The sequence below is a fragment of the Rubrivivax sp. JA1026 genome (assembly GCF_011065555.1).
In the GTDB taxonomy this organism is placed as follows: Bacteria; Pseudomonadota; Gammaproteobacteria; order Burkholderiales; family Burkholderiaceae_C; genus Rubrivivax; species Rubrivivax benzoatilyticus.
On the sequence record NZ_JAALCQ010000002.1, the window covers coordinates 607,296 to 619,990 of the forward strand.

Genomic DNA, 12,695 nt, shown 5'->3' on the forward strand with positions numbered 1-12,695 from the left:
CGAAAGGTTGAACCCATGTGCGGCATCGTCGGCGCGGTCAGCACGCGCAACATCGTCCCGATCCTGATCGAAGGCCTGAAGCGGCTGGAGTACCGCGGCTACGACTCCTGCGGCGTGGCCGTGCACCAGGACGGCGAGCTGCGCCGCGCGCGCAGCACCTCGCGCGTGGCCGAGCTGGAGACCAACGTCGCGCATGACGGCATCGCCGCCACCACCGGCATCGCCCACACACGCTGGGCGACGCACGGCGCGCCGCTGGTGCACAACGCCCACCCGCACTTCTCGGCCGGCCCCGGCGCCGAGGGCCCGGGCCGGATCGCGCTGGTGCACAACGGCATCATCGAGAACCACGACGAGCTGCGTGCCGAGCTGCAGCAGCGCGGCTACGTCTTCGCCAGCCAGACCGACACCGAGGTCATCGCCCACCTGGTGCACCGCTATTACGAAGGCGACCTGCTCGAAGCCGTGCAGCGCGCGCTGCCGCGGCTGCGCGGCGCCTACGCGATCGCCGTCTTCTGCCGCGACGAGCCGCACCGCGTGGTCGGCGCGCGCCAGGGTTCGCCGCTGGTGCTGGGGGTCGGCGAAGGCGAGAACTTCGTCGCCTCCGACGCGATGGCGCTGGCCGGCGTCACCGAACGCATCGTCTACCTGGAAGAAGGCGACGTCGTCGACCTGCAGCTGGGCCGGGTGTGGATCAGCGCCGCCGACGAGCAGGGCCGCTACCGCGCCGTCGAGCGCGAGGTGCGCACCGTCGCCGCCTACAGCGGCGCCGCCGAGCTGGGGCCGTACCGGCACTACATGCAGAAGGAGATCTTCGAGCAGCCCAAGGCGATTGCCGACACGCTGGACGCGGTGCCCGGCATCAGCCCCGAGCTGTTCGGCGACGGCGCCTACCGCATCTTCAAGGAAGTCGACCGCGTGCTGATCCTGGCCTGCGGCACCAGCTACTACGCCGGCAGCACCGCGCGCTACTGGCTGGAGTCGGTGGCCGGCATCCCGACGACGGTGGAGATCGCCAGCGAGTACCGCTACCGCGACAGCGTGCCCGACCCGCGCACGCTGGTCGTCACGATCAGCCAGAGCGGCGAGACCGCCGACACGCTGGCCGCGCTGAAGCACGCGCGCAGCCTGGGCATGAAGCACACGCTGACGATCTGCAACGTCGCCACCAGCGCGATGGTGCGCGAGTGCGAGCTGGCCTACGTCACGCGAGCCGGCGTCGAGATCGGCGTCGCCAGCACCAAGGCCTTCACGACCCAGCTCGTCGCGCTGTACCTGCTGACGCTGGCGCTGGCGCAGGTGAAGGGCCGGCTGACCGACGAGCAGGAAGCCGCGGAGCTGAAGGCGCTGCGCCACCTGCCGCTGGCGCTGCAGGCCGTGCTGGCGCTGGAGCCGCAGGTCATCGCCTGGAGCGAGGACTTCTCGCGCAAGGAGAACGCGCTGTTCCTGGGCCGCGGGCTGCACTACCCGATCGCGCTGGAAGGCGCGCTGAAGCTCAAGGAGATCAGCTACATCCACGCCGAGGCCTACCCCGCCGGCGAGCTGAAGCACGGCCCGCTGGCGCTGGTGACCGAGCAGATGCCGGTGGTGACGGTGGCGCCGAACGACGCGCTGCTGGAGAAGCTGAAGAGCAACATGCAGGAAGTGCGCGCCCGCGCCGGCCAGCTCTACGTCTTCGCCGACGCCGACAGCCACATCGCCAGCGACAGCGGCGTGCACGTCATCCGCATGCCCGAGCACTACGGGCGGCTGTCGCCCATCCTGCACGTGGTGCCGCTGCAGCTGCTGGCGTACCACGCGGCTTGTGCGCGGGGGACGGATGTGGACAAGCCGAGGAACCTCGCGAAGTCCGTGACGGTCGAGTGACCGGCGCGGGCTTCGGGCGCCCGCGTCAAGCGGGCGCCGGGCCGAAGGCGTTCGAGGTTCTCGGCAGGGGCCTGCTCGCATCGCGCAGCGATGTGAAGGCGCATGGCGCCGGGCAGGCGCCAAGCCGCGGAATCTGGCGATGTCGGTGACGGTGGAGTGAGGGGCGGGGGGGCTGGCACCGCCAGCCGTCAGCCAGGCGACCAGCGCTGAAGTCGCTCCAACACTTCGGCCTTCGGCAGCCGCCGGCGTGGGTGAGCCCATATGCGCGAGAGCCCTTCATGCAGCGTCGCGGCCCCGACCTTGCCTGATGCTTCCATCTGATCCAGCACCCACAGCAAGCCGTAGACGACGCAGTGGCGCGCCTGGGCCTCGGCCCGCAGCAGCTTGTCGCCCGAAACCAGGGCGTGGCCCTGGCGTCTGGCACAGCTGAGGGCAAAGCAGTCCGGGAAGGACAGGCCGGCGCGCGAGCGCCGCCTACCGGCCGGCCTCGCCGGCGCAGGCGTCGGCGTCCGCCGGCGGCAGCCAGCGCAGCAGGGTCTCGTAAAGCGTCATCGCCTCGACGGGCTTGGCGATGTGGTCGTTCATGCCGGCGGCCAGGCAGGCGGCACGGTCTTCGTCGAAGGCGTTGGCCGTCATCGCGACGATGGGCACGGGGTCGCCGAGTTGCGCGCGGATGCGGCGGGTCGCCTCCAGGCCGTCGGTGCCCGGCATCTGCATGTCCATCAGGATGATGTCGAAGCCGCCGCGCAGCGCCAGCTCGACCGCCTGCTCGCCGTCCGCCGCGACCTCGACGACGATGCCCGCATCCTCCAGCAGCGCGCAGGCCACCTCCTGGTTCACCAGGTTGTCCTCGGCCAGCAGCAGGCGCGGGCGGGTCGGCCGGCACTGCAGCCGCGTCAGCGCTTCCGACGGGGCTGCCGTGGCCTGCGCGCCGGACGGCAGGCTCAGCAGCGCCTGCGACACCGCGTCGTTGAGCGACGACGGCGTCACCGGCTTGGCGAGCACGGCGACGAAACGCGCCTGCCGGGCGCCGTCTCGCAGCGTGTCGGCGTCGTGCGCGGTGACCAGGATGCACGGCGGCAGCTCGCCTTCGCGGCGGCGCAGTTCGAGCACGGTGGTGATGCCGTCCAGCCCCGGCATGCGCCAGTCGACGACGAGCAGGTCGGGCGGGCGCCCGGAGGCGCGGCCGGCAGCGAAACGCTCGATCGCCTGCGTGCCGTCGCTCGCCTCGTCGACCTCCAGGCCGATCCTGCGCAGCATCTCGGCGAGCACCTCGCGTGACTCGGGCAGGTCGTCGACCAGCAGCGCGCGCAGGCCGAACGGCGTCTGCACCACGGCCGGCCGCTCGGTGGCGGGCGTGTCGCCCAGGCCCAGCCAGCAGCTGAACCAGAAGCTGCTGCCCTGCCCGGGCACGCTGTCGACGCCGGCGTCGCCGCCCATCAGCCGCGCCAGGTGGCGGGTCAGCGCCAGGCCCAGGCCGGTGCCGCCGTAGCGGCGTGTCGTCGAGGTGTCGGCCTGCTCGAAAGCCTCGAACAGCCGCGCCTGGCGCTCCGCGGTGATGCCGATGCCGGTGTCGCGCACCTCGAAGCGCACCAGCACGCGGCTGTCCTCGGCCGCCACACGCTCGCCGCGCAGCCGGACCCAGCCGTGGTCGGTGAACTTGACGGCATTGACCAGCAGGTTGATCAGCGCCTGCGCCAGGTGCTGGGCGTCGCCGCGCAGGCGCTCGGGCAGCCGCCCGGTGTCCAGCACGAGTTCCAGGCCTTTGCGTGCCGCCGCGTCGGTCACCATGCCCAGCACGCGGTGCATCAGCTCGTCGCGCGAGAACTCGACGCTCTCCAGCGCCAGCCGGCCGGCCTCGATCTTGGACAGGTCCAGGATGTCGTTGATGACCTGCAGCAGGTGGCGCGCCGCGTCGTCCACCTTGTGCAGGCGCTCGCGCAGCGTCGTGTCGGCGGCGTCGCGGGCCATCAGATGCGTCAGGCCGATGATCGCGTTCATCGGCGTGCGGATCTCGTGGCTCATGTTGGCCAGGAAGGCGCTCTTGGCGCGGGTCGCGGCTTCGGCCTGGTCGACGCGCCGGGCGAGTTCCTCGTTGAGCAGTTCCAGTTTCTGCTCGGCCTGCTTCAGCGCGGTGATGTCGGTGCCCACCGACAGGTAGCGCACGATGCGGCCGTCCAGGCCCGTCACCGGGACGATGACGCAGTCCACCCAGAACCGGCTGCCGTCCTTCGCGCGGTTGCAGATCTCGCCCTGCCAGATGCTGCCGGCGGCGATGGTCGCCCACAGGTCGCTCCAGAACTCGCGCGCATGGCTGCCAGAACTCACGACACGGTGGGTGTGACCCCGCAGCTCTTCGCGCGTTCGCCCGCTGACGCGGCAGAAGTGCTCGTTGGCGTCGAGGATCATGCCCTCGGGGTCGGTCACCGAGTACAGCGACTGCGCGGTGATCGCGGTCGACAGCGTCAGGTAGTCGCGCTGCGCGGCGCCGAGCGTGGCCTCGGCGATCTCGGCGCGTTCGGCCGCGACGGCACGCTGCTGCTCGGCGCTGCGCAGCCGCGCCGCGCGCTGGCCGGAGTCGCGCACGATGGCCGCCACGCCGACGACACGGCCGGTCTCGTCGGCGATGGGGCCGAGGGCGATCGAGACGTCCAGCAGTCGCCCGTCGCGCCGCCGCCGCTGCGTGTCCAGCGGCTCGACGGCTTCGCCGGCGGCGGCGCGGCGCAGCAGCTCGGCGTCCTCCGCCTCGTGCCCCGGCGGCTGGATCAGCGCGGCCAGCGGCCGGCCCAGCGCTTCGGCGGCCGGATAGCCGAACAGGTTCTCGGCGCCGCGGTTCCAGTCGGTGACGACGCCGTCCAGCGACAGGCCGACGATCGCGTCGGCCGAACGTTCGACGATGGCCGCACGGCGCGAACGTTCGATGGCCGTCTGGCGCCGCTGCGCCGCCGCCCCGGCCAGCAGCGCCGCGGCGAAGGCGGCCAGCGCGCTGGCCGCGGCACCGGCGAGCAGCAGCGTGCGCGGCTCGGTGCCCACCGGCCGGGCCATGAAGGCCGGCGTGGCGCTCATCTGCAGCCGCCAGCGGCGGCCGAGCACCTCGCGCTCGACCACGGTGCGCACCGTCGCGTCGCCGGCCTGCAGGCCGCTGTCGTAGAAGCGGTCGGCGCCGGCTTCGGTCACGTCCTCGGCGGCGAGTTCGAAGAGGTCGGTCGCCAGGCCGGTGGCGGCGATCAGCTCGGGCGCGATGATGGGCGCATAGGTCCAGCCCCAGACCTCGCCGCCGGCGGGCGTGCCGGCCAGCCGCACCGGCAGCAGCATCAGAAAACCCTGGGACGGCGCGGAGGTGGCCTGCACCAGCGTGATCGGCGCGGTGATCGCGCTCGTGCCGCTGCGCATCGCCAGCGCCGCGGCGGCCCGGCGCCGGGGCTCGGACGCGATGTCCAGACCGGATGCCCCCACGTTGCGCGCGCCAGGCGCGACGTCGACGATCACCCAGTGTTCGCCGTCGTGCGGTGCCAGATGGCGGATCTCGAAGTCCGTCCATCCGCGGCGGCGGATGTCCGCCGTGAAGGCGGCCTCGTCGCCCGGTGCCACACGCTGGATGTAGCCGATGCCGCGGGCGCCGGGGAATTCGCGGTCCAGTGAGCGTGTCCCGCTGTAGGCCACGAAGGCCGCCCGGTCCAGCCGCTGCGGCCCCAGCGCGACGATGGCGCCGCGCAGGCCGCGCAGGCCGCGTTCGTAGCTGAGAACGTTGGCCTTCAGCTGGTCGGCCGCGCCGGTGGCGAGATGCTCGAACTGCGCCTGGCGCTGCTCGGTGATCGAGCGCTGCTGGTGCCAGGCCAGCGCCGCGCTGATGCCCAGGCCCGCCAGCAGCACGGCTGCGGCCGTCAGGGCCTTGGTGGTGGAGACCTGCGACACCGGGGCGAGGTTCATCGCCGTCGATGGTACGGTGCAAGCGGCCGTCAGCGCATGCGGGCTGTCTCGCAGCGAGGCCCCTCCCGCCGAGCCGGGGGAGGGGCCTGCCCGATCACGCGCCCAGCTTCTCGAACCGGCAGGTGAAGTGCCGCATCAGCCTGGGCTCGCTGACGATGCGGTAGCCGGCGAGTCGGTCCTTGGCGGCCGCGACCTCCTCGAAGGCCTCGACGACGTAGTCGGCGTGGCTCTGGGTGTAGGTGCGGCGCGGGAAGGCCAGCCGCACCAGGTCCATCGCCGCGGGCTTTTCGCTGCCGTCGGGCTGGCGGCCGAACATCACCGTGCCGATCTCGCAGCTGCGGATGCCGGCCGTCTCGTACAGCGCCACGGCCAGCGCCTGGCCCGGGTACTGCAGCGGCGCGATGTGCGACAGCCAGGCGCGTGCGTCGACGAACACCGCGTGGCCGCCGGCCGGCTTGACGACCGGGATGCCCATCGCGTCCAGGCGCTCGACGATGTAGGCGTTGGTGCGGATGCGGTAGCGCAGGTAGTCCTCGTCGACGATCTCGCGCAGCCCCTGCGCCAGCGCGTCCAGGTCGCGCCCGGCCAGGCCGCCGTAGGTCGGGAAACCTTCGGTGCGGATCAGGTGCTGGCGCGCCTGCTCGGCGAGTCCGTCGTCGTTCAGCGCCAGCCAGCCGCCGATGTTGCCGAAGGCGTCCTTCTTGGCGCTCATCGTCATGCCGTCGGCCACCGAGAAGCAGTCGCGAACGATGTCCTCGATCGAGCGCTCTCCCTGGCCCGGCTCGCGCGACTTGATGAACCAGGCGTTCTCGGCAAAGCGGCAGCCGTCGATGACGAAGGGCTTGCCGTGGCGGTGCGCCAGCTCGGCGACGGCGCGGATGTTGGCCAGGCTCACCGGCTGGCCGCCGCCGGCGTTGTTGGTGATCGTGATCATCACCAGCGGCACCTCGGCGCCGTGCTGCTGCAGGTAGGCCTCCAGCCGCTCCAGGTCCATGTTGCCCTTGAACGGGTGCTCGCTGCGCGGGTCACGGCCTTCGGCGATGACGAGGTCGTCGCCGATCGCGCCCGAGGCCTCGATGTTGCCGCGCGTCGTGTCGAAGTGCGTGTTCGACGGGATGCGCCGGCCGGCGCCGCCGAAGATCGAGAACAGGATCGCCTCGGCCGCTCGGCCCTGGTGCGTCGGGATGACGTGCCTGAACGGCATCAGGTGTTTCACCGCCGCTTCGAAGCGGTAGAAGCTGGGGCTGCCGGCGTAGCTCTCGTCGCCGCGCATCACCGCGGCCCACTGCAGCGAGGACATCGCCCCGGTGCCGGAATCGGTCAGCAGGTCGATCAGCACCGCCTCCGAGGGCAGGCCGAAGAGGTTGTAGCCGGTGGCGGCGAGGTGTTGCTGGCGCTCTTCGCGGGTCGTCAGGCGGATCGGTTCGACCGACTTGATGCGGAAGGGCTCGATGATGGTTTTCATCCAAGGGGCTCCAGTACGGCCCCGTACTCCCGCGGCAACCGTTGCGCGATGGGGCCGATGCGCTGCGGTTGCCCGGATGTTCCGGACCGCGCTCAGCGCCCAAAGGGGTTGCGGGGGCGGATTCTGCTCGGCTTTGCCCGCCGGTCAAGAGCCGCGGCGCGCCGCGCGCGGCGGCCGGCCGTTCAGCGAGCGCCCAGCAGATCGTCGTTGAGCGGCTCGTCGGTGATGTGCCCGCCCCAGGAGGCGACCAGCTCCTGGATGGTCTGGGCCACCACCCGGCACGGCGGCGACAGCTTGCCGTGCCGCGGCAGCGCCAGCGCCAGGTGGCGGCGCAGGTCGGGCTGCACCAGGCGGCTGGCCTGCAGGCGGCCGATCTTCAGGTCGTTGGTGATGGAGTAGGGGCCCAGCACCGAGTACAGCCGGCGGCCGCTGCCGCGCGCCACCAGTTCGCGCTGCACCGTCAGCGAGTCGGCCTCGAGCACCGCACGCAGCTGGAATCCCAGGCCGCGCGCGGCGTCGTCCAGCGCGCTGCGCCAGTGGCTGGGCCGGCGCGGCAGCACCAGCGGCAGCCCGTCCAGACGCGAGAACGGCACCGTCGGCTGGCGCGTCAGCTCGTCGCCGGGTGCGCTGACGAGATAGGTCTGGGCCACGCACAGCGGGATCTCCTCGCCGCCGGCCGGTTTGCGGAAGCGGATCAGGATCGCCAGGTCGACGGCGCCGCTGTCCAGCATCGCGTCCAGCTCGGTGCCCTGGGCTTCGGCGATGTCGAGCTGGATGCCCGGCTGGGCCACTTCCAGGCGCTCGTGCAGCCGCGTCAGCAGCGGGTGCGCGGCCGACGGGATGATGCCCAGCCGCACCTGGCCCAGCAGCTGGCCGGCGTCGGCGCGCAGGTCCTGCGCCAGCTGCTCGGTCTCGTGCAGCCAGGCGCGCAGCCGCACCGCGGCGCGTGCGCCCAGCTCGGTGAGCACCACGCCGCGGCCGGTGCGGCGGAACAGCGGCCCGCCGCACACCGCCTCGAACTCGGTGATCTGGCGGCTGATGTGCGACTGCACGGTCTGCCGCCGCGCGGCCACCTTGCTGATGCCGCCGGCCTCGGCCACCTCCAGGAACAAACGCACCATCGCGACGTTCATGACCCTGTCTCCGACCCAGTCTTAGGTTTGCCTGTAGCGGCAACTCTGAAAGCTCGGAATTGTATCTATGAAGATATCGCGACAATTCCTACAGTGGCCTCCATCGCAACCCCTTAGCTGAAAGGAAACAGACATGAATGCGATCGATCTGCGAGGCCTGAACCCCGCCCCCGTCACCCCCTTCACCCAGGACGGCGCGGTGGATTACGCCGCGATCCAGCGCCTGGGCAGCTGGCTGGCCAGCGTGCCGGGCGTCAAGAGCCTGACCGTGCTGGGCCACGCCGGCGAAGGCACCTTCCTGGAACGCGACGAGCAGTGCCGCGTCATCGAAGCCTTCCGCGAGTCGGTCGGTGACAAGCTCCCGATCATTGCCGGCATCACGCTCGAAGGCACGCAGGTCGCTGCCGAGGAAGCCAAGCGCGCCGTCAAGGCCGGCGCTTCGGCCGGTCTGCTCTACCCCTCGCACGGCTGGCTGCGTTTCGGCTACCAGAAGGGCGCGCCGCAGGACAAGTACAAGGCCGTCTACGAGGCCAGCGGCCTGCCGCTGATCCTGTTCCAGTACCCGGACGTCACCAAGTGCACGTACGACCTGGAAACCCAGCTCGAGATCGCCGCGCTGCCGGGCGTCTTCGCGATGAAGAACGGCGTGCGCAACATGAAGCGCTGGGACCGTGAGATCCCCGTCATCCGCAAGGAACGTCCGGACCTGCAGATCCTGACCTGCCACGACGAATACCTGCTGCACACGATGTTCGACGTCGACGGCGCGCTGGTCGGCTACGGCTGCATCGCCCCGGAACTGCTGGTCGAGATGATCGCCGCCGGCAAGGCCAAGGACTACAAGAAGGCGCGTGAACTGCACGACCGCCTGCTGCCGGTCACGGCCAACGTCTACCACCGCGGTTCGCACATGGAAGGCTCGGTCGCGCTGAAGTGGGCGCTGGTCGCGCGCGGCATCCTCGAGCACGCCGCCGTGCGTTCGCCGCTGCTGCCGCTGGCCCCGGGCGCCGAGCACGAGATCGCCGCTGCGATGGCCGCCGCCGGCCTCGGCCGGGTGCGCTAAGCCCCTGGCAGGCGGGGCTGCCGGCTCGCGCCGCCCCGCCTGCCCGCCACCGCGAGCCTGCATCGCCCACGATCGTCACGATCGGCCAGAACCAGAACGAGACCCATACGGCGGAGACTGGCGCATCGCAGTAAGCCCGCGCGCACAGCGGGTGGCGCTATCTCGCCGAGCCATGAGAGAGATAGACCATGACAAGCTTCCCGCTCCCCGCCTGGCGCTCGCCGCCAGCGGCGGCCCGGGCCGCCGGCACGCTGTGCGTGCTCGCGCTGGCCGCCGGTGCCGCAGATGCCCAGGTCACCCTGGGCGGCACGCTCGACCTCGCCACCCGCCACGTGCGCAACGGTGACCTCGGTTCGATGAACTCGGTCGTCAGCGGTGCCAACACCACCAGCAAGCTCGTCATCCGCGGCCAGGAAGACCTGGGCGGCGGCTTGAGCGCCGGCTTCTTCCTGGACGGCACCATCCTTTCCGACAGCGGCGCGGCGAACTCGCCGTTCTGGGACCGCCGCGCCACCGTCGGCCTGACGCACCAACGCTACGGTGAGATGCGCATGGGCCGCGACTGGGTGCCGACGCAGCTGGTCTGGAACTCGATGGACCCGTTCGCGACGCTGGGCATCGCCGGCGCCAACACCTTCCGCTCGGTCTACGGCTCGCGGGCTCTGGGCCAGGCCTTCGGCAGCAATGCCGCCGGCGCATCGCAGAACCCGACGCTGCGCGTGGCCAATGCCGTCGAATACATCCTGCCGGGCGGTCTCGGCGGCTTCAACGGTGCGCTGATCGCCACCGCAGGCGAGGGCGGCTCGGCCGGTGCCGGACAAACCAAGGGTGACGGTTTCCGCTTCGGCTGGGCGCAGGGCGCCTGGCAGCTCGGCGCCTCGCAGTTCACGGTGCGCAACGCCGCCGCCGACGAGCGCTTCACCGACCGCGTCTGGGGTGTCGGCTACGACGCCGGCTTCGCCCGCTTCAGCCTCGCGCAGCGCCGTTGGGCCTACGGCAGCGACACCACCGTCAACAGCCTGTTCGGGGTCTCGGTTCCGATGGGGGCCGGGCAGCTGAAGCTGACCGTGCTGCGCGCCGACCAGACCGGCGCCACCGACGCGCTGAGCGCCAACGACGCGACGCTGCTCGGCGTCGGCTATGTCTACGCGCTGTCCAAGCGCACCGCGCTGTACGCTCACGCAGCGCGCCTCAGCAACCAGGGCGGAGCCAGCTTCGCCATCGCCGGCGGTCCCGCCACCAGCGGCGTCGCCACCGCGGCCAACTACTTCGGCGGCCAGCGCTCCACGGGCTTCGAGCTCGGCATGCGCCAGGACTTCTAGGAGCCGTCGACATGAATGACTCTTCCACGCTGCCCATTCCGGGCGGCATCGCCGACGCCGCGCCGGCGGCGAGCTCCCCCGCCGCGACGCCTTCGGCGCGCGCCCGTGCGCAACTGCTGTTCCGGCTGGAGAACGTGCCGTTCTGCCGCTGGCACACCAAGGCCCGTGTGATCATGGGCAGCGCCACCTTCTTCGACGCCTTCGACGCGCTGTCGCTGGCCTTCGTGCTGCCGGTACTGGTGGGCTTGTGGCACCTCTCGCCCGGCCAGGTCGGCCTGCTGATCGCGGCCGGCTACATCGGCCAGGTGGTCGGTGCGCTGCTCTTCGGCTGGGTCGGTGAACGCTACGGCCGCGTGCCGGCGATCTCCACCGCGGTCGGCGTGATGTCGGTGATGAGCATCGCCTGCGCCTTCGCCGGCAACTACGAGGTGCTGTTCCTGCTGCGCCTGCTGCAGGGCATCGGCGTCGGCGGCGAGGTGCCGGTGGCGGCGACCTACATCAACGAGCTGTCGCAGGCCAAGGGCCGCGGGCGTTTCTTCGTGCTCTACGAGCTGATCTTCCCGCTGGGCCTGCTGGCGGCGGCACAGGTGGGCGCCTTCGTCGTGCCGCGTTTCGGCTGGGAATACCTGTTCCTCGTCGGCGGCATCCCGGGCGTCGTCATCCTGATGTTCATGATGCGTCTGCCGGAGTCGCCGCGCTGGCTGGTCGGCAAGGGCCGGCTGCAGGACGCCGAGCGTGTGATCCGGCAGGTCGAGGCCGCGACGCCCAAGCGCAGTCTGGACGAGAAGCACGACGCTGCGCAGATCGAGCAGCGCGTGGCTGGCCTCGCCGACGGCATCGGCAAGCAGAACAAGGCCTCCTGGAAGGAACTGTTCTCGGTGGTCTACCGGCCGCGCACGCTGGTCGTCTGGGTGTTGTGGGCCTCGTCGTACTTCGTCGCCAACGGCATCAACAACTGGCTGCCGACGCTCTACAAGACGGTCTACCACCTGCCGCTGCAGGAAGCGCTGCGCATGGCTTCGCTGAGCAACGTGCTGAGCGTCTGCGCGGTGCTGGTCTGCGCGCTGTTCGTCGACCGCATCGGCCGCCGCCGCTGGGCCATCGGCAGCTTCATCGTCTGCGGCGTGCTGCTCGCCACGCTGGCCTTCCTCGGCGCCAAGAGCGCCTGGTCGGTGATGCTGCTCGGCTCGACGGCCTACGCGGTGATGGGCACGACCACCGTGCTGCTGTACCTGTACACGCCGGAGATCTATCCGACGCGCATGCGGGCCATCGGTACCGGCCTGGCCACCTCGTGGCTGCGGGCGGCCTCGGCCACGGCGCCGGCGGTGGTGGGTTTCGTGCTCACCGGCTACGGCATCGCGACGGTGTTCGGCATGTTCGCGGCGATGACCGTCATCGGTCTGATCGCGGCGCGCCAGATGATCGAGACGGCCAACCGCTCGCTCGAAGAGATCTCGCCCTGATCCCGGGCTGAGATCAGCCGGCGCGGGGGAACCCGCGCCGGTACCCCTGATTCCCGAATAAGAACAACAATGGTCTGCGGCCCACCCGGCCGGGACCTGACGGAGACGGCCACCCGCCCAATTCGTTTTCAAGGAACCCAGATGAACACCATGACCATCGTCAGCAGCCGTGCCAACCCTTGGGAGGGCTTCGCCGGCGGTCGTTGGGAAACCGCCGTCGACGTCCGCGACTTCATCCAGAAGAACTACACCCCGTACGCCGGCACGAGCGCCTTCCTCGAAGGCCCGACGACGCGCACGCTGGCGCTGTGGAAGAAGCTCTCCGAACTGCTCAAGCAGGAGCAGGCCAAGGGCGTGCTGGACGTGTCGACCGACCGTCCGTCGACGATCGTGGCGCACGACGCCGGCTACATCGACCAGGGTCTGGAACTCATCGTCGGCCTGCAGACC

7 protein-coding genes and 1 pseudogene are annotated in these 12,695 nt (G+C 71.1%); 5 read left to right on the top strand and 3 right to left on the bottom strand.

Features of this window, described 5'->3' with window-relative positions:
• The first annotated feature begins 15 nt into the window (after positions 1-15).
• A complete protein-coding gene (glmS, locus tag G5B56_RS06430; protein ID WP_164962673.1) occupies positions 16-1,866 on the top strand; it encodes a glutamine--fructose-6-phosphate transaminase (isomerizing) in 1,851 nt (616 codons plus the stop codon).
• A gap of 474 nt (positions 1,867-2,340) precedes the next feature.
• On the opposite strand, the gene G5B56_RS06435 is transcribed toward glmS, so the two are convergent.
• The 3 genes from G5B56_RS06435 to G5B56_RS06445 form a co-directional block, all read right to left on the bottom strand.
• On the bottom strand, positions 2,341-5,796 hold the full coding sequence (locus G5B56_RS06435) for a response regulator (RefSeq protein ID WP_164962674.1): 3,456 nt from the start codon (positions 5,794-5,796) through the stop codon (positions 2,341-2,343).
• Positions 5,797-5,890: 94 nt separating this feature from the next.
• The gene (locus tag G5B56_RS06440; protein ID WP_164962675.1) at positions 5,891-7,261 is read right to left on the bottom strand and encodes a tryptophanase; all 1,371 of its coding nucleotides are present in this window, start codon (positions 7,259-7,261) and stop codon (positions 5,891-5,893) included.
• 182 nt (positions 7,262-7,443) lie between these two features.
• Complete coding sequence (locus G5B56_RS06445; RefSeq protein WP_164962676.1) at positions 7,444-8,394, bottom strand: LysR family transcriptional regulator; 951 nt, start codon at positions 8,392-8,394, stop codon at positions 7,444-7,446.
• Positions 8,395-8,527: 133 nt separating this feature from the next.
• Between G5B56_RS06445 and G5B56_RS06450 the strand changes: the two genes are divergently transcribed.
• The 4 genes and pseudogenes from G5B56_RS06450 to G5B56_RS06465 form a co-directional block, all read left to right on the top strand.
• A complete protein-coding gene (locus tag G5B56_RS06450) occupies positions 8,528-9,457 on the top strand; it encodes a dihydrodipicolinate synthase family protein (protein ID WP_009858725.1) in 930 nt (309 codons plus the stop codon).
• Between the two features lie 188 nt (positions 9,458-9,645).
• Entirely contained in the window at positions 9,646-10,779 is a 1,134-nt protein-coding gene (locus G5B56_RS06455) for a porin (RefSeq protein ID WP_164962677.1), read from the top strand.
• Positions 10,780-10,790: 11 nt separating this feature from the next.
• Complete coding sequence (locus G5B56_RS06460; RefSeq protein WP_009858723.1) at positions 10,791-12,245, top strand: MFS transporter; 1,455 nt, start codon at positions 10,791-10,793, stop codon at positions 12,243-12,245.
• A gap of 141 nt (positions 12,246-12,386) precedes the next feature.
• A pseudogene (locus G5B56_RS06465) lies at positions 12,387-12,695 on the top strand (formate acetyltransferase); the annotation flags it as partial.